Raw genomic sequence first — 26,101 nt, forward strand, 5'->3', positions numbered from 1 at the left:
TTAAAGACATGGGGCAGAGCACGCACACCGTGTCCGGAGACTTCGATCTGACTACGGACGAGCTGCGCATCGTGGCGCATTACGTCGTTCTACACGCAGAGGACGTCCTGCCAGTCTTCGAGCAGGCCGTTCCCGATGATCCGCGCCCCCGTGCAGCGATCGATGCGGCCTGGACGTTCATCAACGGCGCCAACAGGACGGCGTTGCAGCGCATTGCTTCCCTCGACGCCCATCGAGCCGCTCGGTCCGCACTCTCTGAAGCCGCACGGCTGGCCGCGCGATCCGCCGGTGATGCCGCCTCGGCTGCGTACCTGCACCCCATCGCCCAGGCCGGTCAAGTCGGCCACATCCTGCGCGCCGCCGCGAGTGTCGCGCGCATCTCGGAGCTGGAAGCAGGCGGTGACCCCACAGTCGGGCACGCCCAGCTGGAGCAGTCCCGGCAGCGCGCGACTCCGGTGCTTATCGACGTACTACGTCGCTACCCCACGGCCGCTGCGGCTAAGAACCGCGTTGCGCAACTGATGAATGCCCTCGACCACTCCCTGCGCGAGTCAGCGGAGGTGCGCCATGATCCTTCCTGAGATCCGGGATCCGCGCTTCGTGACGACCAGTTATGGCGGGACTCTTACCGATGCGGATTTGCCGCCTCCTCGCGGTGGGGGATGCCTCTTGCTCGGAGGACCGCACTACGCCTCAAGTTGCGACAACAGTCGATCGAACACCTTTCGCATCAACGCTTCATCGGGCACCGGCAGTCCCGCTACGGCACTGAGGAACAGCCCATCACCCACCAGTCTGATCGTCTCAGCCAGCACGGGGTCCTTCACCTCGTCGTGCAGGGCATCGATCCAGTGCGTGAAGATGGACTCGATTCGCTTCGACACCGAGTCCTCCGCCCCGTCTGCGGTTCTGAGCACGGCGATCACTGACCAGTAGAGGCTCATCTCGTCCTCAGGACCGGGAACCGAGGTTTCGAGGAACCATCGGGCCACGCTCTGCTGCCCGGTCCTGGCCTCGGCAATCTCTTTATCGGTCACCTCGGCTAACCGGTCGACGAGTCCGCCGATCAGCTCCTGTTTACTGCCGAAGTGATACAGCAGGCCGCCCTTGGAGACGCCTGCGGACTTTGCCACGGCTTCAAGTGTCACCGCCTGCGGTCCGTCCTGAACCAGCACCTTCTCCAGTGCGTCAAGAATTTTTTCACGAGTTTGTTGCGCTGTCACGTCCAATACCCTACCGTCCGGCTGGTGCAGAACCTCATTCTCATGCTACTGTACCGTCTGGACGGTTTAGTTCGTAAATCGGTCTCTAGATAAAGGCTCACGCCCGCTCACTCAATGAAAGGAACTCGGTTCAGCACTCTGCGCCGAGGTGACAAAATGTCGACCGCGACCCCTGCGCTGCGTACCAAATCCGCGCACACGACTCCGCTAAATTTCCGCCAGTGGCTGGCATTGGCGGCACTGACCCTGCCGGTGCTGATCATCGCCATCGATTCAACGGTGCTCGGCTTCGCCGTCCCGGCACTCAGCGCCGACCTGAAGCCGAGCAGCACACAGCTGCTCTGGATCGTCGATATCTACTCGTTCATCCTGGCCGGCCTTCTGATCACCATGGGCACGCTTGGCGACCGAATCGGCCGGCGAAAGCTGCTGCTGATCGGCGCAACCGGCTTCGGGGTGACCTCTGCGATCGCGGCGTTCGCACCCAGCGCCGAATTGCTGATAGCGGCTCGGGCCCTGATGGGCATCTCGGGCGCAACCCTGATGCCGTCAACTCTGTCGCTCATCCGCAATGTGTTCACCGACCGGCAACAGCGGCGGCTGGCCATAGCGGTCTGGGCTGCGGCTGCTTCCGGTGGCGCGGCGCTCGGCCCGATCGTCGGCGGCCTGCTGCTCAACCATTTCTCGTGGGGTTCGGTCTTCCTGATCAACCTGCCAATCATGGTCGTGCTGCTCATCCTTGCCCCGTTCGTCGTGCCGGAGTCACGTACCAGTAATCCTGGGAAGTACGACCTGCTCAGCGTCGCGCTGACCCTGGGGTCGATCCTGCCCTTCGTCTACGGCATCAAGCGGTTGTCCCACGACGGTTTCGATGTTGTGACGGCGGCCTGCCTGATCGCGGGCATTGCCATCGGCATCTGGTTCGTCCGCCGGCAATTGTGGCTCAGCAGTCCGATGATCGACGTCTCACTGTTCACCAACAGGGTCTTTTCCACTGCTGTCTGCGTCAACCTGCTGTCGGTTTTCGCCCTGGTCAGTTCGCTGTTTTTTGCCACTCAGTACCTGCAGGGTGTGCTCGGCCTCGATGCACTGACTTCGGCCCTCTGGCTACTGCCGGCAATGGCCGCATCCGTCATCATGTCGCTGGTGGCTGTGCTCATCGCCCGGAAGTTCTCCCTGGCAGTCTCCATTTCGGCCGGCATGTTCCTGGCCACGATTGGCTACGTTCTGATGGTATTCCTCGGCAGCGGACACGATGTCGCTGTCGTTGGCGGCGGCCTGCTGCTGATCGGAGCCGGCATCGGCCTCGCCGAGACGCTGACTAACGACGCCATCATGTCGGCGGTGCCCGCCAATCGCGCTGGGGCAGCTTCCGCGATTTCTGAAACGGCCTACGAGATGGGTGCCGCCCTGGGCGTCGCCATCATGGGGTCGATAATGGCGGCCAGCTATGCGAGCCGACTGCGATTCCCGCAAGGAACGCCGGATGACGTCCGCCAGGCGGCGCATGAAACGCTGGGCGCCGGCCTTTCGGCAGCCGAGACGCTGCCGAGCCGGCTGGGCGACGCCGTCATCGACGCCGTGTCGTCGGCGTTCACTTCGGCCATCCACGTGACCAGCGCGATCGCCGCGGTTATCGTGCTGGCCGGTGCCATCGGCTCGCTGGTGGTTCTCGGCTCGCACAAGGCTCGGGCGCTGGCAGAGCGGGACTGACCGTCGGGCTCGACGTTCAAAACCGATGCTTGATCAACAATGAGCAACTCCCCGCCGGATTGTTTGGAGCGTGGCATAATGGTGGCATGAATCGCATACGTCTGAGCACGACAGTCGACGCGTCTCTGCTCCAACAAGCGCGGAATGTGCGGTCGGGGAGCACTGACGCTTCTCTCGTGGACGAAGCTCTCGCTGCACTGCTGGCTCGCTACCGTTCCGCCGAGGTGGACGCCAGTTACGCTGCCTATGATGAGCACCCGCTCGACGAGCCGGACGAATGGGGCGACCTCGCGTCGTTCCGACGGGCTGCGGCAGCGTCGTGAACACGGCCCCCGCACGCGGGGAGGTGTGGTGGTGCGAGACGGCCGAGATCGGTCGTCGGCCGGTCGTCGTGCTGTCTCGTGACGCAGTGATCCCGCGACATCGCCGCGCGCTTGTCGCGCCGTGCACAACGACGATTCGAGGGCTAGTCAGCGAAGTGGTACTCGAGCCCGGCGACGACCCCGTGCCCCGTCAAACGGCCGTGAACCTCGACTCGGTAGAAAGCGTTTCGATCGCTATCCTCGTCACCCGCATAGGACGTTTGCGCGACACCCGAATGCGCGAGATCTGCGCCGCACTTGCAGTCGCCGTCGGCTGCTCCGACTGATCCTCAACGTCGGAAAAGCACGGGCCCGAGCCTCAGACCAGTGATTCGGTCGGCCGAAACTCGGGCTGATCGATAACTCGCAACCAGGAACCATCAGCCTGACGCCGAACCACCTGGGCTCGGGCCCCTGCACCATCGCTTGGAGGTGTGGCGGTGAGCGCGATCTCTCCGCAGATAAGAGTCGGCAACGGCGGCTCCGCGGTAAAGGTGGGCGCGTGCTCAAGCACCGACGCCCAGAGCTCGCGAATTGCCGCCCGGCCCACGGTGGTTTGACCTGGCGGATACGCCAGCACGGCATCTTCTTCATACAGCGCGGCGACGCCATCGGCATCCCCGGCATTCGACCGTTCAACGAAAAGCCGGGTTATGTCTTCCGGGGTCCGCGCAGTTTCTGTGGCTTCACTCATGTCAGTCCTTAGCTCGGCAGCGCTGATCATTTCCAGTCTCCGGCAGCCTCGGGGATAACTCAAACAGCTAATACTAATGACTTGTAGAATCACTCCTTATGGAACTGCACCAGCTTCGATACTTAACCGCGGTGGTCGATCAGGGTTCGTTCACCCGGGCCGGAATGAGTCTTCACATCAGTCAGTCGGGGGTCAGCGCTCAACTGCGACAGCTTGAGCGGGAACTCGGCCAGCCACTGATCGACCGTTCAGGCCGGGCAGTCAGGCTGACAGATGCCGGCGAGGCCGTGCTTCCGTTCGCTCGCGCCGCCCTCGCCGCCGTCTCGGCAATTCGCGAGGCTGTTGACGAAGTCGCAGGACTGCACCGCGGGAGCGTCACGATCGGCATGGTCTCAGGCTGCTCCATTCCCGGATTCCTGGACGCCTTGTCCGATCTCCACCGCAAACATCCGCAGTTGATCCTGTCGTTGATCGAGGGTCCATCGGATCAGCTGCAAAGCCAAGTGATGGCCGGCGATCTCGGTGTCGCCCTGGTCGGCTACTCGGATCAACCTAAGCCAGGACTGGAGGTAGCGGTGGTTATCGACGAATCTCTCGTCGTTGCCGTCGACGGTCAGCATCCGTTCGCTGACCGGAAATCGGTGCGCCTCAGTGAGCTCGACCGGGAGTCCGTCATCTCGCTGCCACTGGGCACCGGGATCCGGACTGCGTATAACAACGCCTGTCGTGCGGCGGGCCTTGGCGGCAGCGTCGGCCTGGAGGCTAGTTCGCCAGAGGCAATCGTCGGGCTGGCGGTCCGTGGCCTCGGAGTTGCGGTACTCAGCGAGTCAATGGTCGATGTCGATTCCGGTCTGGTGAGCGTGCCGATCCGTGCTCAAGGTGCGACCGCCCGGCTCGGCCTGGTCTGGAAGCGGCAGGAAGCCATACCCGCAGCCACTCGCGCGGTGATCGAAGCGATGACCGATCGCATGGTCGGATAAGAGGCCGGTTAAGAGGCTCCGCGGCTACCCTGCGAGCCGATACACCTCCGCGGCGACGGCTGCTCGCAGCGGGTGTAATGGAGGCGTCGCCCGGCTCGGGTGGATCCGGTTCGTCAGCAACACAACCGACACGTCATGCTCCCGATCGACCAGCATCGAGGTGCCGGTGAAGCCGGTATGGCCGCGCGCATTCCGCCCGGACTGGCTCATCCAGGCCCGCTGACCGATTCGCATGCCGATCGCCTGGCCGAAGTTCGGCAGGTAGGCCGGCTCGACCCGTGAGCTGTCGAGCACTACCGGCAGCTGGTCGCGCCATAGCTCCTCGCAGGTTGCGCGGCTGAGCAGGCCAGGCAGCCCCATCCTCAGCGACTCGGCGAAACGCAGCACATCGCCCGCGGTGCCGAACAATCCGGCGTTGCCGCTTATCCCGCCGAGCGACCAGGCAGCTTCGTCGTGGACGACGCCGCAGACCATGCCCCGGCCGAGATCCGGCTGGTATTCGGTGGCGGCACACAGTGCCGGATCAGCGCCGAACGTGACGCCATCCAACGACAGCGGGCTCAGTACCCGGTCGGTGAATAGCTGGTCCCAGCCCTGACCGGTTACCCGCTCGGCCAAGGCCATTGCCACCAGATAGCCGACGCACGAGTAGACATAGCGGGTCCCCGGTGGCGCTTCGGGCCCGATTGCCAGCAAATCGGAGATCAGAGTGTCCCGATCGAAACCACTAACCAGGTACTGCCGCCATCCCCGCCATGCCGGCTGCAGTCCCGAGGTGTGCGCGAGCAACTGGCGCAGTGTGATCCGGTCTTTCGACGACTTCCGGAATTCGGGCAACCAGCCGGCCACGGGTTCGTCCAGCCGCAGTAGTCCGTCGTCCACCAAGGTGAGCAGTCCTACCGCGGTGAAGACCTTGGTCAGCGAGGCAAGATCGAAAACAGTGCCGACGGTGACCGCCTGACGACGCTCGACTGGCAACAAGCCGTTCTCGTCGGCCTGGACGGCATCGCCGATTGCCACCGTCTCGAGCTCATTGCCGCCGATAGCCGCAGCCGCGACAGCGCCTGGGACCACACCTGCGGCTACGCCTTGGGCAATGACATTGCGCATCTAGCACCTCGTGCCCGCGGCCGGCAGCTTCCCTTCAATGAAGTAGGCATCGACCTTCGAATTGATGCAGGCACCGGCACGCCCATACGCCGTATGTCCTTCCCCTTCGTAGGTAAGAAGCGTGGAGGATTCGAGCTGCTCTGTGAGCGCCTCCGACCATTCGTAGGGCGTGGCAGGATCGCCCGTGGTGCCCACCACCAGAATCGGTTCGGCGCCCGGTGCATTCGCCGGTTCCGGTGTTCGCACCGGCTGATATGGCCAGCTTTCGCACACCGCCCCGCCGTAACCGAGCGCAACGCCGAATGTCGGCGCGGCATCTTTCAGTTCCTCGGCCTCGGCGCGCATCGTGTCCGTCTCGGAGTTCGTTGGATAGTCAAGACAGTTGATCGCGTTGAATGCCTCATCCCCGTTGCCGCTGTAGGTCCCGTCCGGCTCGCGGTCTGCACCAAGGTCCGCAAGTCTCAGGAACTCGTCCGGCGAGCCGTCGAAGGCCTGTGCCAGTGCCTCACCGAGCAGCGGCCAGTTCTGATCGTTGTACAACGGCAGAATGAAACCGGACAGCAGCAGCGGCAGCCCGACCTTCCGGCCGTCAGATGCCGTCATCGGCGCGGATTCAACCGTGTCGAAGAGCGACTGGACCTTCTTGACGCCATCGTCGACGTCGCCGCCGAGCGGGCAGCCTTCACGCGATTGGCAGTCCTCGATGTACGCCCGCAGCGCTCCTTCGAATCCCTTCGCCTGGCCGAGGGCAAGCTCCGCGTTGGACAGGCTCGGGTCAAGTGCGCCGTCGAGCACGAGGCGGCCGACCTTTTCCGGGAAGAGAGTTGCATAGGTGGAGCCGAGGAAGGTGCCGTAGGAGAAGCCCAGGTAGTTGAGCCTGGTGTCGCCGGACACCTCCCGCAGGACATCAAGGTCCCGGGCTGCGCTCTGGGTGTCCACATGACCAAGAAGTTCGCCTGTGTTCGCCTCGCAGGCCTCTGCGAACTTCTTGTACTGGGCACGCATTTGCTCCAGGCCTTCGTCCGTCTCGGGATTCGCGGTGGATTCACGCATCTTGTCCCGATCGGCGTCGCTGAGGCAGTCGACCGCGCTCGACGCCCCGACTCCACGGGGGTCAAACCCCGCGATCGAGTAATTGGCCAGCAAATCTTCTGTTGCGACGTAGCTCAGCGAATCGCGGACCATCTCGATCCCGGATCCTCCGGGGCCGCCCGGGTTGAGCCAGATCGTTCCCTTGGAGACCGACTCAGGCACCGTCCGGATCACTGCGAGCTCAATTGACTTGCCTGCCGGGTCTGACCAGTCCAGCGGCACCGCAACTTTGGCGCATTCGAAGCCATCGTCACACGGCGCCCATGAAACATCCTGGGCGTAGATCTCTTCGGCACCCGGCGGAATCGCCGCGGATGTTGCGTCGGGTCCCTGGGCACCCGCCCCGTCCAGCGGGGCGGTGCCGGTTGACCGATCGCCCGACGGGTTGCAGGCCGTCAGCATGAGGACAGTTGCGAGCACGACCGCAACCAGCGGACGCCAGCGTGCTTCGGTGCTGCCTCGGTTGGTGATCCTCATCTGGTCTCTTTCATTGGTCGTGGTGGGCAGGCCCCCGATGGTTTCGGCAAGCGCCGCCCGGCTGTAATGACTATCTGAGCGACAGGGTGAGTGCTTCCATCGCGAGTAGCGGTGAGGTGTTGGTCTTCAATCGCCGGCGCGCCGTCGCCAGCGCATCCAAGCGGCCGAGAGTGGCATTCGGCGTCGATGTCCGCGCCATCTCATGCACCTGGCTGGTGTAACCGATATTCATCAGCTCCTCGCCTGCGCCCAGTTGCACCATCAGGACATCACGGTACAGAGACAGCAGATCGACCATTGCCCTATCGAGCACGTCCCGCTGGGCGCGGGTTGCCCTCCGCTTTTGGTCCTCTTCGAGCTGACGCACCTGAGCCCGCAGCGCCGGCGGCAAGGTCTGGCCCGATTCCGCTCCAAGCGACCGCAACAGTTCCGCACGTTCCTGCGCGGAGCGTTCCTCGGTGAGTGCCTTGGACTCGGCCGCAGATCGCTCGACAAGTTCACCAGCGGCAAGAATCGCCTGTCCCACACTGCCGATCGCTCCGGGCAACCTGATATTCGAATCGCGATGGCCCCGCGACACCTCATCTGTTGCCAGTCGACGGGCCCTGCCTATGTGGCTCTGCGCGGCGAGCGACGATTCACGGGCCAAGCCCGGATCGACACCGTACTTCCGGACCAGGAGCTCGGCAACAGCCTCGGGCGGCGGCACTCGCAAGGTCAGCGCCCTGCATCGGGACCGGATAGTCGTGACGACATCGGCCGGACTCGGGGCGCAGAGCAGCCACACGGTGCGCGCAGGTGGCTCTTCTATCGCCTTCAGCAAGACGTTCGACGTCCGCTCGGCCATGCGATCGGCGTCCTCAATGATGATGATTCGCCACTTGCCGCCCGCCGGTGAACGCTGCGCCTCCTGGACCAGGCCGCGCACCTCGTCGATGCTGATGGTTACCTTTTCGGTCGCAACGACGGTCACATCGGCATGCGTTCCGCTGAGCACGGTGGCGCGTTCCGCGCTTTCCGACTCTCCGTGGTCCCCGCAGAGCAGCGCAGCGGCAAAGGCGCGGGCGGCATTGGACCGGCCCGACCCCGGGGGGCCGGTGAACAGCCAGGCGTGCGTCATTGCCGAACCGGGAGTGGCCTGTGCGGCGGCCGCAGCAGCTGATTTCAACGTGTCGATCACGCGATCCTGGCCGACCAGGTCGTCCCAAACGCTCATCTACTGGCCCCGATTCGTGTTTCTACGTTGCTGTCGGGCGGCTCGCTCGGCTTCGGCCTGGGCACTCAGCCGCGCCCTCTGCATGCTCAGGGCATCAAGGATCTCGACGGGTTCGGTCGATACCGCCGCGGGGCCGGAATCCGGAATGGTGGGGATTACCTGGGTCTCGTTGTTGTCGAACGTTGGCTCGACAAGTGGTCCAACCTGCTCGAAGACCTCCGTCTCAGGCCCCGCCATGACACCCGCGGGGGGCCGCACCTGCTCGAAGACCTCCGTCTCAGGCCCCGCCGTGGTGCCCGCGGGGGGCCGCACCGGTGCCGCTGGCCGTGCCGGCGCTCCGTTCGGTTCCGAACCTGAAGCGGGCCGTGCCGGTGCACTCGTCGGAGACACCCCCGGGCGCGGCGATGCCGGGTTCGGCGCGGACGCCACAGGGAATTCCGCGGGACGCGGCACAACCTGGCCGCCGCGGCCGGGCATAGACTCCGAGGGCGGCGCGCTCAGAGATTCGCCGGCCTCGGCCAGGTCGGCGGAAGAGATGAGCGGCAGCAGCGCGGCCTGGATCTGCTCGGTGAGCAGTTCGGCCGGCTCGCCCGCATCCAGAATCAGATAGCGATCCGGATTCTGATCCGCCAGGGAGAGAAACCGTTCACGGACCCGGGAGTGAAAATCCGGCGACTTGCGTTCGAGGTGGTCTTCGGCGCCCCGTCCTGCCCTTCGCGCCCGCGCAACTTCGGGATCGACATCCAGCAACACAGTCAACGCCGGGCGCAGGCCCTCTGTCGCCCACCATGACAACTGCGCGATCTCCCCGGCATCGAAATCCCGGCCAGCGCCCTGATAGGCGATCGACGAGTCCATGTAGCGGTCGGTCAGGACCACCGAATGCTTGCCAAGCGCGGGCCGGATCAGCCGATTCACGTGATGGCCGCGATCCGCCGCGAACAGCAGAGCCTCGGCTCGGGGCGCCACCCCGTCCGCGCCCAACACGATGTCACGGAGGCGCACGCCTTCAGGTGTTCCGCCCGGCTCGCGGGTCAATACGACGCTGAGGCCGAGATCCTCGCGCAGCCAGCGGTCGATGGCTTTGAGCTGGGTGGACTTTCCGGCGCCGTCTCCGCCTTCAAAAGCGATAAAGAGTCCCCCGGATTCCGGGTGTTCTGCCATGGTGAGAGCGAGGTTGCCCCCGCCGGCCTCGCTGTCGGCCAGGTTGCCCCGGTCGGCCTCGCTGTCGACTGGTTTGGTCCAGGCAGAGCGTATTTCCTGGCCCATATCCCGGAGGCGACGGGGGTCGAGCACGACGATCGCGGCGATACCGGCAACGACGCCGGCCACGCCGAGGATCAGGAACACGCTTGAGCTCGGAGAGATCTGCCAAGTGACGTTCTCGCTGACCGTGGCCGATCCGGACAGTTCGGTCAGCGCGATAAGCAGGGCGACTCCCGCGCCCGCGGCACTCCAGTTATGTACCTGCAGGCGCGAAAACGGGCCGCGCGCGGGCGTGCTGGACTGCGACGGCTCCAGCTGGTCCGTCTGCGCCAGCTGAGCGACGATCGCTACTCCGGCCAGCCAGCCAAGGACCGCTCCAAGTACGGCCACCGCGGTAAGTTCCTGGACTACTCCCTGCGCCAGGGTCAGCAGTCCAGCTGCAACCAGCGCAAGTCCGACGAGCCGGGGTCGGGACAGTCCCGGCAGTGTTCGGCTCGATGTCGCGATCCCGAGCCCCATCCCCAGTGCCAACAGCAACACGATGAAACCGAAACCTGCCTGGCCGCCGCCGAGCTCGGCAACCACCGGCTGGGACAACACGGCCGTCGCGCCGAGCAGGGCCAGGATCGCGCCCGCACCCCAGGTTTTCGGCGGCGAGACTCTCCCAGCGTGCGGGCGGTGCTCGCCGTGAACCCGACTTGCCCCGCTGGACGGTTTGCTTACCCGCCATGGAACATAGAAAGCAGCAACCGCTCCGGTGAGCATGCCTGCGGCGACGAGGTAACCGAGCCAGGTAGCGGAGCGCAATCCACCTTCGGGCCCGAGCATGAACTGGGCTGTCAGGGCGCCGGCGGTCAATACAGTCGCGGCGATCGAGAGGGCACGCCAGATCGTCGTCTCGCGGTGCCAAGCCTGCGGGCTTTCGGATTCGGCGAGGGTAGCGACTCGGGTAGTGGCGCCGAGCAGCAGGGCCGCGATCCAGACCCACCAGAGCCGGCCAACAACCGGGATGAGCACGAACGACAGAGCGCTCAACCCGGCAAGGCCTGCGATCAGGACCGCTTGCCCCAGCCGGTAACTCAACTGCTGCCAGACCCGGACCGGCAGCAGCCAGGCAACGCAGTAAAGCACCAACAGGGCCAGCAACGCCCCGGCGCCCGCACGGACCGAAATATCTTCGCCGCTTATCGCTGGCGGAAATGTGCCGTCGGAAGGGGCGCCGAGACCGACGGAACCGCCCACGACGTAGCCGATGCCGACCAGGAGCAGCAAGCCCAGCCAACCGGCAGATTCGAGCACGCCAATCGACAGCCTTGTCGGATCACGGCGGCTCGGGATGTTCACCAGTCCAGCCTACCGGCGACTGCTGACAGTCAGGTTCGGCCATTCGTGGTAACCGGCGAGCCGACCGGCACGTTGCCCGCGAGCGAACCGGACAGCACCGCCGGACGGCGGGGCAGTCGGTACGGCAGCACCGCCGGACGGCGGACACAACGGAGCAGTCGGTACGATATCGTTCCATGACAACTCAGCCCGAGCAGAGGCGCGCACTGGCTCTGTACGAGCAAAACGAGCCGATGCCCGCCCCACTCGCCCTTGGATACGCGAGGGCGCTGCTTGAGCGGGCGCAGAGCGGTGCACTCCCTGGCGCACTGCGCATCTATCGCCCGGAACCAACGGTCGCCTTCGGCCAGCGCGACCGATTCCTCCCCGGCTTCCCCGCTGCCGTGGAGGCCGCCCGGAGCCATGGTTTCGAACCTGTGATCCGGGGCCTCGGCGGCCGGGCTGCCGCCTACCATCGTGGATCGCTGGTCGTCGATCACATCGAGGCCTCGCAGAACGCCATCGCGGAGACCCAGTCGCGATTCGCCGGTTTCGGCGATCTGATCGCGGACGCGCTTAGGTCGGTGGGCGTCGATGCCCGAGTCGGCGAGATCGATGGCGAGTACTGTCCCGGTGAATACAGCATTAATGGGGGCGGACGGATCAAACTGGTGGGAACCGCTCAGCGAATCGTCTCAGGAGCGTGGCTGTTCTCCATGGCGATTCTGGTAGAGGATTCCGCGCCGATCCGGGTCGTGCTGGATGAGGTCTACCCCCGGCTTGGCCTGCCCTGGAAGCCCGAGACGGCCGGCACCGCCGAAGACCTGACCGCCGGCATCACGGTGGACGCGGTCAAGGCGGCGGTGGTCGAGGCCTATCGCCGTGACTACGCGATAACGACGGCCCACATCGATCAGGGAACCCGCCTGCTCGCCGAACGGCTTGCACCGGCGCACGGCCTTTAGCCGAGCGCCGGCACAGAGACTGTCCGAACCTACTTCTTGGCGGCCGCGGTCTTCTTGGCCGCAGGTTTCTTAGCTGCTGGCTTCTTCGCCGCTGGTTTCTTGGCTGCCGGCTTCTTCGCCGGGGCCTTCTTCTTCTTGGCCGGCCCCTTCGCGCGCTTTTCGGCAAGCAGCTCGGCGGCGCGTTCCAGGGTCACGGACTCCACCGCGTCATCCTTGCGCAACGTTGCGTTCGTCTCGCCGTCCGTCACGTAGGGCCCGAATCGGCCGTCCTTCACCACAATCGGCTTCTGCGACACCGGGTCCTCGCCGATCTCGCGCAACGGCGCCGCCGCAGTGCGGCCACGCTGCTTCGGCTCGGCGTAGATCTTCAATGCCTCGTCGAGCGTTATGTCGAAAAGCTGATCCTCGCTGGTCAACGAACGCGAATCCGTGCCCTTCTTCAGATACGGACCGTATCGGCCGTTCTGAGCGGTGATCTCGGTGCCCGTCTCCGGTTCCTGGCCGACGACGCGCGGCAGCGATAGCAAACGTAGTGCCTGCTCAAGGGTGACCGTGGACGGATCCATCGACTTGAACAGTGATGCCGTGCGCGGCTTGGGTCCCTTCTTGGCTGCCGGCTTCTTCTTTGGTTTCGCCGGCTTGCCATCGGAGTCGTTCCCGGTTGAGCCGCTGCCGTCAGCCGATCCCGGCGTTGCGCCCGTCTCGTTGGCCGACGACGACGCGTCCTCTGCCTCGTCTTCAAGGATTTCGGTCACGTAGGGGCCGAAGCGCCCCGCCTTCACGACCAGCATTTTGCCGTTGGACGGATCGATGCCGAGCTCACGGTCGCCGTCACCCTGGTTCTCCACGAGTTCGCGGGCCTTCTCGGCGGTCAGCTCATCGGGAGCCAGATCATCGGGGACCGAGACGCGTTTGGGTGTTCCGTCAGCGCCTGGCACCTCGATGTAGGGTCCGTATCGGCCAACCCGAAGCACCAGGTCGTCACCAATCGGTATCGAGTTGATCTCCCGGGCGTCGATATCGCCCAGGTCGTCGACGATCTCCCGCAGCCCGACGATGTCGGACCCCTCGGCGCCGAAGTAGAAGTGACTGAGCCAGTCGACCCGGTCACGAGCGCCAACGGCGATCTGGTCGAGGTCGTTCTCCATCGCCGCAGTGAACTGGTAATCGACCAGCCGGGCGAAGTGCTCCTCCAACAGTCGAATAACGGAGAAGGCAAGCCAGCTCGGCACCATTGCCGAGCCACGCACCGTCACGTAGCCGCGGTCGATGATTGTCGAAATCGTTGCCGCATAGGTGGACGGACGTCCGATTCCGAGCTCCTCGAGCTGCTTGACCAGGCTCGCTTCCGTGTAGCGGGGCGGAGGCGAGGTTTCGTGGCCGTCGGCTTCGACGCCGAGCACGTCGAGCTTCTGACCTTCTGCGACCTCGGGCAGCCGCGCATCGCCCTTGTCGCCATCCTCATAGCGGGCGGCGTCGCGACCCTCTTCGTAGGCAGCCATGAACCCGCGGAACGTGATCACGGTTCCCGAGGCGGCCAATTCGACAGTGCGCCGGTTACCGGCGATGTCGAGCGGGGTGTGCAGCCGGACGGATGCCGTGGAGCCCTTGGCGTCGGCCATCTGTGAGGCAACGGTCCGCTTCCAGATCAGGTCGTATAGCCGGAACTCGTCACCGCGCAGCGCGTTGGAGACCTGCGCCGGTGTCCGGAACGAGTCACCGGCCGGCCGGATTGCCTCGTGAGCCTCCTGCGCGCCTTTGGCCTTGCCCTTGTAGAGGCGTGGCTTCTCAGGCACGAATTCCGGGCCGTACAGCTCACTTGCCTGCCGACGTGCAGCGCTGATCGCCTGGGTCGACAGCGCGGGTGAATCGGTACGCATATAGGTAATGAAGCCGTTTTCGTACAGCGACTGAGCCACCCGCATGGTCTGCCGGGCCGAGAATCGCAGCTTGCGCGCAGCTTCCTGCTGCAGCGTCGATGTGGTGAACGGCGCTGCCGGACGACGCGTGTAAGGCTTGGTCTCCAGCGACTTCACCGCAAGGGTACCGGCGGGAACGGATTCCAGCGCCGTGGCAAGTGACCGCACGGTCGACTCGTCGAGCTGTACTGCCTTCGACGTCTTCTTCAGCTCGCCGCGGTCGTCAAAATCGCGGCCGGTGGCAACCTTGTCGCCGTCGACCGCGACCAGGCGGGCGGAAAACGGTTCGTGTGATGTCGTCGGGGTGACGTTAGCGGTCAGGTCCCAGTACGAGGCGGAGCGGAACGCCATCCGTTCGCGTTCGCGTTCGACGACAAGCCTCGTCGCTACCGATTGAACCCGGCCGGCAGACAGGCCGGCGCGGACTTTGCGCCAGAGAACCGGCGACACTTCATAACCGTAGAGACGGTCCAGAATGCGGCGGGTTTCCTGCGCGTCGACCAGAGCGCCATCGACGTCGCGGGTGTTTTCCAACGCCCTTTGGATGGCTTCGGGGGTGATCTCGTGAAAGACCATCCGCTTGACCGGGATCTTCGGCTTGAGCACCTCCAGCAGGTGCCATGCGATCGCCTCTCCCTCGCGGTCCTCATCGGTTGCGAGGTATAGCTCGTCGGCATCCTTGAGCAGCTTCTTGAGCTCGGTGACCTTTTTCTTCTTGTCCGGCGTCACCCGATAATAGGGCTCGAAGCCGTTATCGACGTCGACGGCGAACTTGCCGAACGGACCTTTTTTGAGTTCCGCGGGCAGCTCAGATGGCTGGGGCAGGTCACGGATGTGGCCAACCGAGGCTTCAACATCGAAACCTTCACCCAGGTAACCGACAATCGTCCGTGCCTTCGTCGGTGACTCGACAATGACGAGTCGACGCGGCGAACTCGCACTTGCGGTCCGGGACACAGTCATCTTTCCTTTCGTTGGTCACGCCTCACGGCGAAACCGGTGTGGGGTCCACTTACTTAGACGCCTGGACCCACGGGGTGCGGGCCGCGATCGGTGCCAGCGCCAATGCTAAGGCAAACACCAACGCCGCTACACCCGCAATTCCTGCGGTTCCCCCACCGTAGGCCACGAGCAGCTGGTCCGTTGTATTCAGGGGGGCGGCGCCGGCTTGGGTTTGATACATCAGCACGAATGCGACGCACAAGGTCAGCAGTCCGGCGACTACCAGCACCCAGACTACGGCCTTTGCGGGCGGACTGAGTGCCTGAGCCGTCGCCTGGGATGGATCGTCGACCACCGGATGGCGCAGCTGAACCAGGGCGGAGACCAGCGCAGTCCAGGCCGCGACGACCAGCAGCGCGGTGATCACATCCGCGGGTCGGTGCCAGCCGGCGCTCAGCGTCGCAATCCCGGTTGCGGTGGCGTAGCCGCCGGCCAGCAGGACCGTGAGGATCCGGAACTGGCGCGGTACGACAAGGATCAGCGCGGCAGCAACCGAAGCGGCAACCGTTGTGTGCCCGGAGGGAAGCGAGTTGAAGTTGATTGTGCTGACACCGTATTCGGGCCGCTCAAGCGCGTGCTTCATCACCTGGGTGGACACATTCGCGCCAACGACCAGCGCCATTGCGGCTATCGCCAGACCGTACCGTTTGCGACCGACGGCAAAAACCCCGACCACGATGATGGCAATGATGAGGAAGACAACCGAAACGATATTCAGCACGGTCTCGGCAGCACCGATCAGAATGTCGCGACCGATCTCGGCGCCCTTCAGCGCCGCCTCGTCGAGAGCCTGGCCCGGCCGGGTCTGCACGAAGATCCAGTAGATCACCAGCGCCGCGATGGCGAAAACCAGCGAGAGTGCCAGCAGTGCCGCGCAGACGCTCAGCCGGTGACTGAGGCTGGTGCCGCGGAACGGATGCTGTGCGGAATCAGGCGTGGCCGCTTTCGTCATTTTCCGGCTCACCTTTCCCACCTACTCATTCTCTCTGCGCGGTTCGCAGTCGATGATCCGCATCGTGCCGCAGCCGGATAGTTCCCCGTTGGCGCAGCTTGCAGACGACGAACACTAACAGAATAAGCTCAGACCCGTACGCCCACGGTCAGTCTGCCGATACGTCAGCGGTCAGGAAGCCATCGAGCACCAGCTGCCGCACTGCCGGAAGCGTCTGTGCCCTGAGCTCCGCCTCGTCGACGCCAAGCAGTTCGGCGAGTGCGTAGCAAATCGCTCCCAGCGGCAATTCCCCGTCACAGGCGCCTACCAGTCCGGCGAGCGCGGTGTCGAGCGGCCTTGTCCGGCCGAAGCCCGAGCCCTGCCGAAGCATGATGACACCAGGGTCCTCCGCCCCCGGGCGGTAGTGCCGCTCCTCCGTCACATCGTCGGCGACCGCGAGGCGGGCGAGAGCCAGCGCATCGTCGTCGCGTGCGGCCAGCCAGTCATGCCGCCGCAGTGTCTCGGCGAAGTACCCGCCAAGCCAGCTGCCGGGATTCGGTAGCGGCGTGTGCAGCTGTTCGAATCGGCGCAGCGTCGGCGCTCCGGCAGTCCGGCGCAGCAAAACGTACCCGAAGCCGACCGACCGGACCCCTCGGGCGCGAAAATCTTCGAGCCAGGCCCGGTACATGCTGTCGAACTCGCTGGAGCCCGGACGGGTACCGCCGTCGCGGATCCAGGTTTCGGCATAGTCGTGTGGGTCCTGAAGCTCGCGTTCGATCACCCAGGCGTCAAGCGAGGTGCCCTGGAGCCATTGCTCGATCCGCTCGAAGCCGCTCGCCTCGTCGTGATACTCCCAGTTCCCGAGTAGCTGGCCGATGCCGCCGGGTTCGAGCGCGACATCGAGCCCTCGGATCACGTCGGCGACAATCTGGTCACCGATTTTTCCGCCGTCCCGGTATTCGTAGGTTGGCACGCCCGGCTCCCGCGGCGTAATGACGAACGGCGGGTTGGATAGCACCTGCCCGAAACGTTCTCCGGTCACCGGCTCGAAAAGGCTGCCCAGCCGGAAATCGATCGAATCAATGCCGTTGAGGGCCGCGTTAAAGCGGGCGATGTCGAGGGCACGTGCGGAGATGTCGGTGCCAACCACCCTGCGCGCATGGCGGCTTGCATGCATTGCCTGAATTCCACAGCCGGTGCCGAGGTCGAGGACGGCATCCCGCTCATCGGTGATCGCTATGTTCAGCAGGGACGTCGACGCACCGCCAATTCCCAGCACGTGGTCGACATCGAGCGAACGACCCAGCACCATCTCGCCGAAGTCCGAGGCTATCCACCAGTGTGCTTCACCCCCGGCGTCCGAAAAGGCGTACGGACGCAGATCGAGCCGGGCGCGGATCGAACCAGGCGCGACGACGTCGATCAGACCCAACGCCTCGGCACCGGCCACCCCCAGGGTGGGAAACGCGGCTTCGACTGCTTCCCGGGGTAACTCGCAGCCGAAGATGAAGAGCCTGGCCAGGGTTGCCGCCGGTTCCAGCCGGCCACGGTCGTGTTCTCGCGCGCTCAGCACGCTCAGGGCGGGTACTTGGAAGCCGCGGTGCAATGCCGCCTCCGCCTCCGGTCCCCACAGCGCGGTCAGGGTATCGGTGGTATAGCCGCAGCTGCCCAGGTCCTCGCCCAATTGCCGGATCAGCTCGTCAGTCACGCGTCTTAACCTAACCCGGATCGAAAGGTGTGAAAATGGGCAGGTGCCTTCTGCCTCCGCTGCCTTCGACGTGATCGCTGGCTTCGGTGACCGCGCCGAGCGCATCGTGCACCTGCACGAGGTGCCTGAGCGAGTGGCCCGGCATGCGGACTGGCCCGACTGGTTGCATGCTGACGTGCGCGCGGCGCTCGAACGATCGGGGGTCTCCCGGCCGTGGCAGCATCAGGTCGATGCGGCGAACCTGGCGCGTAACGGCGAGAATATCGTGGTCGCCACCGGCACGGCCTCCGGGAAGTCTCTTGGGTACCTGATGCCGAGCCTCACCTCCGTGCTCGAGGGACTGGATTCGATCGACGGGCGCGGATCGACCGTGATCTACATCAGCCCAACCAAGGCCTTGGCCGCGGACCAGCTGAACGCGATCGAGGAACTCGGCATCAAGGGCGTGCGAGCAGCGACCTACGATGGCGACACTTCGCTGGATTCCCGTGACTGGATCCGACGGCACGCCAATTACGTGCTGACCAACCCGGACTTGCTGCATCGGTCGCTGCTACCGGGGCATCCCCGGTGGTCCTCGTTCCTGAAGGCGTGCACGCACATCGTGATCGACGAGTGTCACGGCTACCGCGGGCTGTTCGGTTCGCATGTCTCGGCCGTGCTGCGCCGGCTGTTACGAATGGCCCGCTATTACGGCGCGAACCCAACTGTCATCGCGGCTTCGGCAACTATCGCGGACCCGGCCGGTTCTCTGTCCCGGCTGACCGGCCAACCGGCAGTCGCCGTGACCGACGATGCCTCTCCCCACTCGGCCGGGAAGTTCGTGCTCTGGGAGCCTCCCTTGCTGCCGGGTGGTGGCGGCGAACATGATGCACCGGTACGGCGCACAGCGATCACCGAATCGGGCACCCTGCTGGCCGATCTGGTGGCCGGGGGCATCCGCACCATTGCTTTTATTCGCTCGCGCCGCGGGAGCGAGGCGATGGCGGCAACCGCCCGACGGCTGCTGGCCGATGTGGACGACACGCTGCCCCGAAAGGTTGCGGCCTATCGCGGCGGGTACCTGCCGGAGGAACGCCGGCTGTTGGAGAGTGCGCTGCGGCGCGGCCAGCTGCTCGCCGTGGCCAGCACGAACGCGCTGGAACTTGGCGTGGACATCTCCGGCCTGGACGCGGTGATCATCGCCGGCTGGCCGGGAACCAGGGCCTCGCTGTGGCAGCAGGCGGGACGAGCAGGCCGGGCGGGCGCGGACTGGCTCGCGATCTTCGTGGCCCGCGACGATCCGCTGGACACCTTCCTGGTTCATCACCCGGAATCAATATTCGAGACTTCGGTCGAGGCATCGGTTTTCGACACCGACAATCCCTACGTGCTGGCCGGACACCTGTGCGCCGCGGCGGAAGAGCTGCCGCTCACCGAAAGCGACCTCGCGCTGTTTTCCGACTCCGCCCGCGGGATTGTGGACATCCTGGTGCAGCGTGGTCTGCTGCGGAAGCGGCCCGCCGGCTGGTTCTGGACCAAACGGGAGGCCGCGGCGGGCCTGACCGACCTGCGCGGCGCAGGAGGTCCGCCCGTGCGGGTCGTCGATCACGCCACCGGTCGCCTGATGGGCACCGTGGATGCCGCGAGCGCGCACGCCCAAGTGCATACCGGCGCCGTGTACATGCATCAGGGCGCTACATTCCTGGTGGATGCCCTCGATGAGGAGGACGGCGTCGCACTGGTGCAACCCGCCCACCCGGACTACACCACCCAAGCCCGGAACGTTACCGAAATCCGGGTGCTGGAGCCGGCGTGGACGAAGCTGTGGGGAAACGGGGTCCGGCTCAGCTTCGGTACAGTGCAGGTCAGCGAACAGGTGGTGTCCTACCTGCGGCGGCAGTTGGTGACCAACCAGGTCATCGCCGAAGAGCCACTCGATCTGCCCGCCCGCGAACTCTCTACGAAGGCGGTGTGGTGGACGCTGCCGAAGGACCTGCTGGAGCAGGCCGAGATCGGCCCGGCCGAGGTTCCGGGGGCTGCGCATGCGGCTGAGCACGCCGCCATCGGGCTGCTCCCACTGCTGGCAACCTGTGACCGATGGGACATCGGCGGCGTATCCACGGCGTTGCATCAGGACACCGGGCAGGCCACGATATTCGTCTACGACGGGCACCCTGGCGGGGCCGGGTTTGCCGAGCGTGGGGCGCACGCGGCCAATGTCTGGCTGGGCGCCACCGCGGCTGCGATTGCAGCCTGCGAGTGCCCCGAGGGTTGTCCCTCGTGCGTGCAGTCGCCCAAATGCGGAAATGGCAACGAGCCGCTTGACAAGGAAGCCGCGCTGACGCTGCTCCGGGCCATGCTTGACGGCGCCAGCCCTGACGATTCCGCCGAGGTCCCAGGCGGCGCCGTCGAGGTCCCAGCATCATCCGGGCTCTTGACGTCGCCTGGGCTTTCGGCACCGCCGTACCGGCCGGAACCAGCTGACCTGCCTGCACCAGCTGACCGGGCGGCGTCGGCAGACCGGCCTGCAACGCCCTAGCCCGGATCTTCGGGAGCACCGGCGACCGCCTCCTGCCGAGCAGCTTTGAACGGCCTTGGCAGGCTCACCGCTGTTTGCACCTTGACCGACTGCTGGTAGTAGCTGGCAATGCACTCCGTGACCCTGGCGCCATTTTTCCCCGCCACCTGCCGCGCTACTTCGCAGGCGTCACCGGAACTCAGCCCACGCACCACGTCTGCCGCGGCGAGCGCCGACAGGTCGGCTGCCGCGGCTGCCCGGTGCTTGGCAATCACGACCTGGCCCAGTAGCCCGATCGTCGCAAGCAAGGTCAGCATCGCGGCACACACTCCGAGCGCCATTACGCTGCTTGATCCACGGTCGGACCCGCGCCGCCCAACGTCGATCATCTGAGTCCCCCGACGGACGCTGCCTCCGGGCCGGCGGGCTTCCATTCGCGCCGGGCGGTAGCAGTTGCCTCGACCGGTTTGCCTACAAACTCCCTCAGCATGCTTGGAAGCTGAGCGCCGACCGTCACGGTGACAAAGTCCGCTGACATCGCGATGTCGACATCGGCGGCCGGGCCGGCCACCCGCTTCGCCGCGGCGACAATGGCTGCTGCGGACTCGCCCCGCGCCGCCTCGCGCGCTCCCGCCCGCGAGGCATCCGACAGTTTCAATTGGGTCAGCCCGAGCGACGCCGCGGCGAGCAGGATCAACAGCACGAAGACAATCGCCGGCATGACCACCGCAAGTTCGGCTGCTGCGGAACCGGTGTCCCGCTGAGGGCAACGACCACGTCTTCGGCAGGCCATGACTAGGCCCCCAACGCCAAGGCTTTCGTAATGATCCCCAGCAACGCATCACGAACCTCGTTGCTTCGCAGCAGCACCACCATCAGCGCCGCGAAGCCACACGCGGCTAGCGTCGCAATGGCATATTCCGCAGTTGCCATTCCCGAATCCCTGAGTCGACGATTCCGGGATCCTGGTTTTAGATCTGGCTGCAGTGTCATCTTCTCGTCCCTTCATTCACGGGTCGCGAAACCCGCACCGGCTGTTCTTTCCTCCATCCTCTTCCGAGGAAGAGCGCCCGGAACGCCGCTGGCTGGATCGGTGGATAAGAACTTCCTGGTCAGGCACTGTGACGACAGGTTTCGGACCGGGCTCGACTATTCTTCACACCGTGCAGCTAACGGATTTGGTCTTCGGCCTTGACATGCTCGGTGTCTTCTTCTTTGCGGTGTCCGGATCGCTGTTGGCAGCCAGGAAGCGATTCGACATCGTGGCGAGCCTGATTCTCGCCTCGCTTACCGGGCTTGGTGGTGGCGTGGTCCGCGATGTGATCATCGGCGCCCATCCGCCTGCGGCTTTCGCGCAGCCGCTGTATTTTCTGCCACCGGTTATCGCCGTGGTGCTGGTCTTTTTCTTCTTCAACGGCGTAACCAGGTTCCGGAAGACCCTGCTGCTTTCCGACGCCGGCGGGCTGGGCATGTTCTGTGTTGCCGGGACCGTGAAGGCGATCGATTTCGGGGTCAATCCGCTTTCCGCTGCCCTGCTGGGCGTCACGACCGCCGTTGGAGGGGGACTGCTCCGCGATGTCGTGGCGAACGTCGTGCCGTCGATTCTGCGTCAGGACGATATTTATGCCCTGCCCGCTCTGATCGGGGCGGGGCTCACCGCGTTATTGGTGCAGTTCGGCCTGTTCAACGCGGTCACCGCCGTACTGGCGGCGCTACTGACCATCACACTTCGAGCGCTATCGATAAAGTTCCGCTGGCACCTTCCCCTCGCCACGCCACATTCGCAGGCCCCGGGAGATTGACGAGCGGCGTCGATATCCAGGCTCTGTGGGTGCATTCCAAGTCCCAACCCCGCCCCTGGCTCGGCGATAGGACGGTGCGATAAATCTCCGCCGTAATGTGCCTACAGTGCCGTCGCAAGATCTGAGACGAGGGAAATGACCACCGGCATCACGCCGAGTGCGATGAACGCGGGAAGAATGCAGAGGCCCAGGGGCAGCACGAGCCGAACTCCCAATCGACCGGCCGCCGCCTGTGCTTCACGGACTCGTCGGCGGCGTAATTCCTCGACCCTCGACTGGATCAGGCCTGCAGCAGGAGCCCCGGTCAGGTGGGCAAAGCGAATTGTGGACGCGATATCCCGGGTAAGGGCCGATCGGCGCGAATGCTGGTCATCTGGCTGCTCCGAAATGGCCTCGTCTGCCTGCTCCAGCAGCAGTGACCGGCCTAGCGTGGCAAGGTCTGCCCCTCCCTCACCGACTGCGGCCGCGACAACCTCAAGAGCCCTGTTGGGCGCCAGTCCACTGTGCAGGCCGACAGCCACCAGATCCATCACCAAGCCGTCGTCCACCCCGTTATCCCCGATGGATGGCCGCTTCGAGCGGAAGTGCCTGGTCAGCGGCCCGATAACGGCCTCGGGTCTCTCCGGTCGCTCGCTGCCCCGGCCACCGCCGGCACCACGACCGATAAGCAGCTGCAACCGACCCAAGGCGGACTCGAAGAACAAGGCCGTGGCGAGCGCCACCAGCACCCCGACCAGGAGATTCATCACGTCACGGTCCGCATCAGCCTGGACATCCACATTTTCCCGGCAAGCAAAAGAACGAGACCAGCCGACAGACAGGCAGTACCGGCCCCAGGTTCGAGAAGCGTATCGATCGGATCCGTGCCAACGAGTGCGCCAACAAACAGTCCGCCGACCGGGAGCCAGGTCAGTACGGTGACCGTCGACCGCGGACCAGCCAGAGCCGCCTCCCGGGCCATCCGGGCGTCGACATCCGATCGAGCCGAGGCGGCAAACCTGTCGAGAACATCGGCAAGCGGTGCCCCGCACTCGTTCGCCACCCGCCAGGCAAGTCCCATCCCCCGGAATACCCGTTGTTCCGCCGTCGACCGCTGAGTCGAGGAAGCAGCCAGGGCAACGTCCACGCTGTCACCGAGCTCGGCGGCACGCGCGGCTGCGACCAGCACGACGGAGCCCTCCTCGTTCTTGTGCACATGCGCCAATTGCCTCAGCGCTGTTTCCGCTGAGACTCCGGCACGTAGCAGCGCCGCCAATTCGGCAACCGTGTCGATCGCCCTCAGTGCTGCATCGGCAGCGTGTGCCTGTCTGTTTCGGCTGATTCGGAACCGGATGGCGTTTCTGCCAAATCCGATGCCGGGCGCAGAGGAGCCGCAAGGATGGGGCCACGACCCTGACCGGCCATATCCGGCGCTTGTGCCCGGGGGCCGCAACAGGCGGCGCAGGCGCTCCGTGGACGAACCTGCCTGCCAAAGCCAGACCGCTACTGCGATCAGACCGCCAAAGAACATGCTCATCGCCCGCGTCGCCACCTCGGGTCGAGGCCAAGCAAGTCTGCGAGTTCCACCCATCCCGGGCCAAGCCTGGTCTGGTGCTGGCCCGGCGGTCCGTCTCCCTTGACGTTTCGTTCGCGTTCAAGACAGTCGAGCACTGCCATGTTCCGATTCGAGTCCCGGACCAGAAGGGCGATGTGTGTGATCATTCTGTGCGGGCCCGCCCGCCGGACATGCACCAGCACATCCAGGGCGCTACATGCCTGAGCGGCGACGGCATCGTGGTCCAGGCCGGCAAGCCCGCCGAGCGCCTCGAGCCGAGCGGGTACGTCCTCCGTCGTGTTTGCATGCACCGTGCCGCAGCCCCCTTCGTGCCCGGTATTAAGAGCCGTGAAGAGTTCGCGTACTTCGGCGCCGCGGCACTCGCCGACCACAAGGCGATCCGGCCGCATCCGCATAGCGTTTCGCACCAGATCGGCCTGGTTGACTTCACCCGCGCCCTCGATGTTCTGGTGCCGGGCCGAAAGCTGCACGAAGTGCGGGTGGGATATCACCAGTTCCGGCGCGTCCTCGATGGCGATCAGACGCTCGTGTGCCGAGACCAGGCCAAGCAGCGTTCCGAGCAAGGCGGTCTTGCCGGCACCGGTTCCGCCCGAGATCAGGAAGTTCTTCCGACGGGAGATCAACGCCTCGAGCACGGGCCGCCAGGACGGCAGCAGTGTTCCGTTCGCCACAAGTTCATCCAGGCTGAACGCCACGGGACGCGGAATCCGCAATGACAACGAGGTGTATCGGCCGGATATCGGTGGAATCACGGCGTTCACCCTGACGCCGTCCGGCAGCCGGGCGTCGACCAGCGGACTGGATTCGTCCAGTCGGCGACCGCCTGTGGCCGCAAGTCGCATGGCGAGCGCTCGAACCTCGGCTTCGCCGCCGAGGGTGATGTTCGCCCGCTGCAGCCCTTCCCCTGCGTCGAACCAAACGTCGCGAGGCGCGTTCACGAAAACGTCGGTGATCCGAGGATCGTCCAGCAGCCGCTGCAACGGACCGGCCCCGGAGATCTGCGCGCTCAGCCGTTCCACGAGTTCCAGGATCGCCGCCGTGCCGAACACCTTGCCGCTGGCCCGCAATGCCTCGGCAACTTTGGCCGGGGTTACCGGCCCGGTCTCCTTGAGCAGTCGCGATCGAATTTGCTGCAAAAGCTCGGCATCGATCCACTCGTCGTCGGGTTCCGGACCGGTCAGCGTTGCGGGCGACGAGAAGCTCACGACGCCAGCTCAGTCACTTGGGCGATGATCTCTTCACTGAGTCTCGCAAGCCTGCTGTTTCTGCCCTTCGGGATTCCCTCTCCCCGGTCGAGCGCCTCTGCCAGGCCACGATCTGGTTTCAGATATCCCTCCAGCTCAAGCCCGAGACTCCGCGCGACGCCATCCGCCGCCAGGCCGGAACGCACCGGGCCGCGCACCACCAGGCGCACGTCCGGATGGTTCTCACTCAACCGACGGGCAACCTGGTTGGCCGCGACCGCGGCGCGAACCTGGGCACAGGTCACGAGCAGCAACCGGTCGCACCATCTGGTGCAGTCGATAGGAGCATGCCGCGGCAGGTCGATTACCAGCAGCGCGAAGGCATGCCTTGCCGCAGTCAGCACGGAATCGAATAGATCCTGCGGAAGTTCACGTGCGGCTGTGCGGTCCCAGGACAGCACCGAAAGGTTCTCCAGGCGGGGCAACGCCTCGTAAAGCGCGCTGGGGCGCAAGCTGCCCCGGCTGGCCGTGAGGTTCGGCCATCTAATGCCGCCGAGGCCTTCGGCGCCCAACACCAGGTCCAGGCCTCCGCCGAGCGGGTCAGCATCGATCAGCGCGCTTCTCGTCGTGGAGATCGACGCGGCCCGTGCCAAACCGCAGGCCAGCGTGCTCGCGCCGGCACCGCCGCTTCCTCCGACGACGCCGAGAACCAGACCGGTCGGAGTGGCTGGTTCGACTGCGGAAATCATCCGCTGGACCAGCCACTCCGCGGCGTCCGGCAACAGCGCGACGTGCTCGGCCCGAAGCTCCGTCGCATGCCGCCAGACCTGTGCGGTGGATCCCCCCGAATCCAGCGCAACAACTACCCGTTCCGCCGAAGCATGTCCGGGCAGCTCGTTGATATCCTCACCGACCAGGAGCAGCGCGGCATCCCGCCAGGACGATGCGCTGCGGCCAGGAACGAGCAGCTCGACGCCGGCGGAAGAAGCCAACCGTCGGACCTCGTCCGAAAGTTCTTCGATGCCGGTGAAGACAACCACCGATCGTTGTGTCGAGCGCATGGCACAATACTGGTCGTGGTGGGTCGGCGATTACTTGCCGACTGAGATTATGTGGATAACTTTCCTTGCCCGGTCCAA

Annotated in this window: 24 protein-coding genes; 8 read left to right on the plus strand and 16 right to left on the minus strand. The window is 65.2% G+C overall.

The genetic code is table 11. The features are described from left to right. Positions 1 to 8 precede the first annotated feature (8 nt). Positions 9 to 581 (plus strand): putative immunity protein, encoded by a 573-nt coding sequence (locus LWF01_RS13140; protein WP_349637821.1) that lies wholly within the window; start codon positions 9 to 11, stop codon positions 579 to 581. A 105-nt stretch (positions 582 to 686) separates the two neighbouring features. On the opposite strand, the gene LWF01_RS13145 is transcribed toward LWF01_RS13140, so the two are convergent. Further along, a complete protein-coding gene (locus LWF01_RS13145; protein WP_349637822.1) occupies positions 687 to 1,223 on the minus strand; it encodes a TetR/AcrR family transcriptional regulator in 537 nt (178 codons plus the stop codon). Between the two features lie 156 nt (positions 1,224 to 1,379). Here LWF01_RS13145 and LWF01_RS13150 point away from each other — a divergent pair, with 156 nt between their 5' ends. The 3 genes from LWF01_RS13150 to LWF01_RS13160 all read left to right on the plus strand — a co-directional run bounded on the left by LWF01_RS13150 (position 1,380) and on the right by LWF01_RS13160 (position 3,585). Beyond that, complete coding sequence (locus LWF01_RS13150) at positions 1,380 to 2,936, plus strand: MFS transporter (protein WP_349637823.1); 1,557 nt, start codon at positions 1,380 to 1,382, stop codon at positions 2,934 to 2,936. An 86-nt stretch (positions 2,937 to 3,022) separates the two neighbouring features. Continuing rightward, complete coding sequence (locus LWF01_RS13155; protein ID WP_349637824.1) at positions 3,023 to 3,259, plus strand: antitoxin MazE5; 237 nt, start codon at positions 3,023 to 3,025, stop codon at positions 3,257 to 3,259. Then, a complete protein-coding gene (locus tag LWF01_RS13160) occupies positions 3,256 to 3,585 on the plus strand; it encodes a type II toxin-antitoxin system PemK/MazF family toxin (RefSeq protein ID WP_349637825.1) in 330 nt (109 codons plus the stop codon). Before LWF01_RS13155 ends, LWF01_RS13160 begins: the two co-directional genes overlap by 4 nt. A 32-nt stretch (positions 3,586 to 3,617) precedes the next feature. Here the strand turns inward: LWF01_RS13160 and LWF01_RS13165 are convergent, their stop codons facing one another. Then, positions 3,618 to 3,992, minus strand: a complete 375-nt coding sequence (locus tag LWF01_RS13165; protein WP_349637826.1) for a YybH family protein — start codon at positions 3,990 to 3,992, stop codon at positions 3,618 to 3,620. A gap of 98 nt (positions 3,993 to 4,090) precedes the next feature. On the opposite strand from LWF01_RS13165, the gene LWF01_RS13170 reads away from it, so the two are divergent. After that, a complete protein-coding gene (locus tag LWF01_RS13170) occupies positions 4,091 to 4,972 on the plus strand; it encodes a LysR family transcriptional regulator (protein WP_349637827.1) in 882 nt (293 codons plus the stop codon). Positions 4,973 to 4,996: 24 nt separating this feature from the next. Here LWF01_RS13170 and LWF01_RS13175 read toward each other — a convergent pair whose 3' ends face one another. The 4 genes from LWF01_RS13175 to tmk all read right to left on the minus strand — a co-directional run bounded on the left by LWF01_RS13175 (position 4,997) and on the right by tmk (position 11,417). Beyond that, the gene (locus LWF01_RS13175) at positions 4,997 to 6,082 is read right to left on the minus strand and encodes a serine hydrolase domain-containing protein (protein WP_349637828.1); all 1,086 of its coding nucleotides are present in this window, start codon (positions 6,080 to 6,082) and stop codon (positions 4,997 to 4,999) included. Continuing rightward, positions 6,083 to 7,651: an alpha/beta hydrolase gene (locus LWF01_RS13180; protein WP_349637829.1), complete on the minus strand. Its 1,569-nt coding sequence runs from the start codon at positions 7,649 to 7,651 to the stop codon at positions 6,083 to 6,085. 70 nt (positions 7,652 to 7,721) lie between these two features. Beyond that, positions 7,722 to 8,867, minus strand: a complete 1,146-nt coding sequence (locus LWF01_RS13185; protein WP_349637830.1) for a DNA polymerase III subunit delta' — start codon at positions 8,865 to 8,867, stop codon at positions 7,722 to 7,724. Beyond that, the gene (gene tmk, locus LWF01_RS13190; RefSeq protein ID WP_349637831.1) at positions 8,868 to 11,417 is read right to left on the minus strand and encodes a dTMP kinase; all 2,550 of its coding nucleotides are present in this window, start codon (positions 11,415 to 11,417) and stop codon (positions 8,868 to 8,870) included. It lies immediately after the preceding gene. A 176-nt stretch (positions 11,418 to 11,593) separates the two neighbouring features. On the opposite strand from tmk, the gene LWF01_RS13195 reads away from it, so the two are divergent. Further along, complete coding sequence (locus LWF01_RS13195) at positions 11,594 to 12,361, plus strand: lipoate--protein ligase family protein (protein ID WP_432761960.1); 768 nt, start codon at positions 11,594 to 11,596, stop codon at positions 12,359 to 12,361. A 29-nt stretch (positions 12,362 to 12,390) separates the two neighbouring features. Here the strand turns inward: LWF01_RS13195 and topA are convergent, their stop codons facing one another. The 3 genes from topA to LWF01_RS13210 all read right to left on the minus strand — a co-directional run bounded on the left by topA (position 12,391) and on the right by LWF01_RS13210 (position 17,921). Then, a complete protein-coding gene (gene topA / locus LWF01_RS13200) occupies positions 12,391 to 15,243 on the minus strand; it encodes a type I DNA topoisomerase (protein ID WP_349637832.1) in 2,853 nt (950 codons plus the stop codon). Positions 15,244 to 15,292: 49 nt separating this feature from the next. Beyond that, on the minus strand, positions 15,293 to 16,234 hold the full coding sequence (locus LWF01_RS13205) for a phosphatase PAP2 family protein (protein ID WP_349637834.1): 942 nt from the start codon (positions 16,232 to 16,234) through the stop codon (positions 15,293 to 15,295). A 148-nt stretch (positions 16,235 to 16,382) separates the two neighbouring features. After that, positions 16,383 to 17,921, minus strand: coding sequence for a DUF7059 domain-containing protein (locus LWF01_RS13210; RefSeq protein WP_349637835.1), 1,539 nt, complete (start codon positions 17,919 to 17,921; stop codon positions 16,383 to 16,385). Positions 17,922 to 17,964: 43 nt separating this feature from the next. Here LWF01_RS13210 and LWF01_RS13215 point away from each other — a divergent pair, with 43 nt between their 5' ends. Beyond that, positions 17,965 to 20,442: a DEAD/DEAH box helicase gene (locus LWF01_RS13215; protein ID WP_349637836.1), complete on the plus strand. Its 2,478-nt coding sequence runs from the start codon at positions 17,965 to 17,967 to the stop codon at positions 20,440 to 20,442. Here LWF01_RS13215 and LWF01_RS13220 read toward each other — a convergent pair. The 3 genes from LWF01_RS13220 to LWF01_RS13230 form a co-directional block, all read right to left on the minus strand. Continuing rightward, positions 20,439 to 20,762, minus strand: coding sequence for an Rv3654c family TadE-like protein (locus tag LWF01_RS13220; protein ID WP_349637837.1), 324 nt, complete (start codon positions 20,760 to 20,762; stop codon positions 20,439 to 20,441). The genes LWF01_RS13215 and LWF01_RS13220 overlap by 4 nt on opposite strands. 44 nt (positions 20,763 to 20,806) lie before the next feature. Continuing rightward, positions 20,807 to 21,142 carry a TadE family type IV pilus minor pilin gene (locus tag LWF01_RS13225; protein WP_349637838.1) on the minus strand — a complete coding sequence of 112 codons (336 nt, stop codon included), beginning with the start codon at positions 21,140 to 21,142 and terminating at the stop codon, positions 20,807 to 20,809. 74 nt (positions 21,143 to 21,216) lie between these two features. Next, on the minus strand, positions 21,217 to 21,354 hold the full coding sequence (locus tag LWF01_RS13230) for a DUF4244 domain-containing protein (RefSeq protein WP_349637839.1): 138 nt from the start codon (positions 21,352 to 21,354) through the stop codon (positions 21,217 to 21,219). A 263-nt stretch (positions 21,355 to 21,617) separates the two neighbouring features. Between LWF01_RS13230 and LWF01_RS13235 the strand changes: the two genes are divergently transcribed. Next, the gene (locus LWF01_RS13235) at positions 21,618 to 22,223 is read left to right on the plus strand and encodes a trimeric intracellular cation channel family protein (protein ID WP_349640925.1); all 606 of its coding nucleotides are present in this window, start codon (positions 21,618 to 21,620) and stop codon (positions 22,221 to 22,223) included. 101 nt (positions 22,224 to 22,324) lie between these two features. Here LWF01_RS13235 and LWF01_RS13240 read toward each other — a convergent pair whose 3' ends face one another. The 4 genes from LWF01_RS13240 to ssd are packed head-to-tail and all read right to left on the minus strand — an operon-like array spanning position 22,325 to position 26,023. Further along, positions 22,325 to 22,969 (minus strand): hypothetical protein, encoded by a 645-nt coding sequence (locus tag LWF01_RS13240; protein ID WP_349637840.1) that lies wholly within the window; start codon positions 22,967 to 22,969, stop codon positions 22,325 to 22,327. Beyond that, positions 22,969 to 23,739 carry a type II secretion system F family protein gene (locus LWF01_RS13245; RefSeq protein ID WP_349637841.1) on the minus strand — a complete coding sequence of 257 codons (771 nt, stop codon included), beginning with the start codon at positions 23,737 to 23,739 and terminating at the stop codon, positions 22,969 to 22,971. Before LWF01_RS13245 ends, LWF01_RS13240 begins: the two co-directional genes overlap by 1 nt. After that, positions 23,736 to 24,983 (minus strand): TadA family conjugal transfer-associated ATPase, encoded by a 1,248-nt coding sequence (locus LWF01_RS13250; RefSeq protein WP_349637842.1) that lies wholly within the window; start codon positions 24,981 to 24,983, stop codon positions 23,736 to 23,738. The genes LWF01_RS13245 and LWF01_RS13250 overlap by 4 nt, the downstream gene beginning before the upstream one ends. After that, positions 24,980 to 26,023, minus strand: a complete 1,044-nt coding sequence (ssd, locus tag LWF01_RS13255) for a septum site-determining protein Ssd (RefSeq protein WP_349637843.1) — start codon at positions 26,021 to 26,023, stop codon at positions 24,980 to 24,982. Before ssd ends, LWF01_RS13250 begins: the two co-directional genes overlap by 4 nt. Positions 26,024 to 26,101 lie beyond the last annotated feature (78 nt).

This window comes from Saxibacter everestensis, from assembly GCF_025787225.1.
GTDB lineage: Bacteria > Actinomycetota > Actinomycetes > Actinomycetales > Brevibacteriaceae > Saxibacter > Saxibacter everestensis.

Excerpts from the sequence above, each read along its gene's own strand:
- LWF01_RS13140 (WP_349637821.1), top strand. The coding sequence starts at position 9 with ATGGGGCAGAGCACGCACACCGTGTCCGGAGACTTCGATCTGACTACG.
- LWF01_RS13150 (WP_349637823.1), top strand. The coding sequence starts at position 1,380 with ATGTCGACCGCGACCCCTGCGCTGCGTACCAAATCCGCGCACACGACT.
- LWF01_RS13155 (WP_349637824.1), top strand. The coding sequence starts at position 3,023 with ATGAATCGCATACGTCTGAGCACGACAGTCGACGCGTCTCTGCTCCAA.
- LWF01_RS13165 (WP_349637826.1), bottom strand. The coding sequence starts at position 3,992 with ATGAGTGAAGCCACAGAAACTGCGCGGACCCCGGAAGACATAACCCGG.
- LWF01_RS13170 (WP_349637827.1), top strand. The coding sequence starts at position 4,091 with ATGGAACTGCACCAGCTTCGATACTTAACCGCGGTGGTCGATCAGGGT.
- LWF01_RS13175 (WP_349637828.1), bottom strand. The coding sequence starts at position 6,082 with ATGCGCAATGTCATTGCCCAAGGCGTAGCCGCAGGTGTGGTCCCAGGC.
- LWF01_RS13180 (WP_349637829.1), bottom strand. The coding sequence starts at position 7,651 with ATGAGGATCACCAACCGAGGCAGCACCGAAGCACGCTGGCGTCCGCTG.
- LWF01_RS13185 (WP_349637830.1), bottom strand. The coding sequence starts at position 8,867 with ATGAGCGTTTGGGACGACCTGGTCGGCCAGGATCGCGTGATCGACACG.
- LWF01_RS13195 (WP_432761960.1), top strand. The coding sequence starts at position 11,594 with ATGACAACTCAGCCCGAGCAGAGGCGCGCACTGGCTCTGTACGAGCAA.
- topA (WP_349637832.1), bottom strand. The coding sequence starts at position 15,243 with ATGACTGTGTCCCGGACCGCAAGTGCGAGTTCGCCGCGTCGACTCGTC.
- LWF01_RS13205 (WP_349637834.1), bottom strand. The coding sequence starts at position 16,234 with ATGACGAAAGCGGCCACGCCTGATTCCGCACAGCATCCGTTCCGCGGC.
- LWF01_RS13220 (WP_349637837.1), bottom strand. The coding sequence starts at position 20,762 with ATGGCGCTCGGAGTGTGTGCCGCGATGCTGACCTTGCTTGCGACGATC.
- LWF01_RS13225 (WP_349637838.1), bottom strand. The coding sequence starts at position 21,142 with ATGCCGGCGATTGTCTTCGTGCTGTTGATCCTGCTCGCCGCGGCGTCG.
- LWF01_RS13230 (WP_349637839.1), bottom strand. The coding sequence starts at position 21,354 with ATGGCAACTGCGGAATATGCCATTGCGACGCTAGCCGCGTGTGGCTTC.
- LWF01_RS13235 (WP_349640925.1), top strand. The coding sequence starts at position 21,618 with ATGCTCGGTGTCTTCTTCTTTGCGGTGTCCGGATCGCTGTTGGCAGCC.
- LWF01_RS13240 (WP_349637840.1), bottom strand. The coding sequence starts at position 22,969 with ATGAATCTCCTGGTCGGGGTGCTGGTGGCGCTCGCCACGGCCTTGTTC.
- LWF01_RS13245 (WP_349637841.1), bottom strand. The coding sequence starts at position 23,739 with ATGAGCATGTTCTTTGGCGGTCTGATCGCAGTAGCGGTCTGGCTTTGG.
- ssd (WP_349637843.1), bottom strand. The coding sequence starts at position 26,023 with ATGCGCTCGACACAACGATCGGTGGTTGTCTTCACCGGCATCGAAGAA.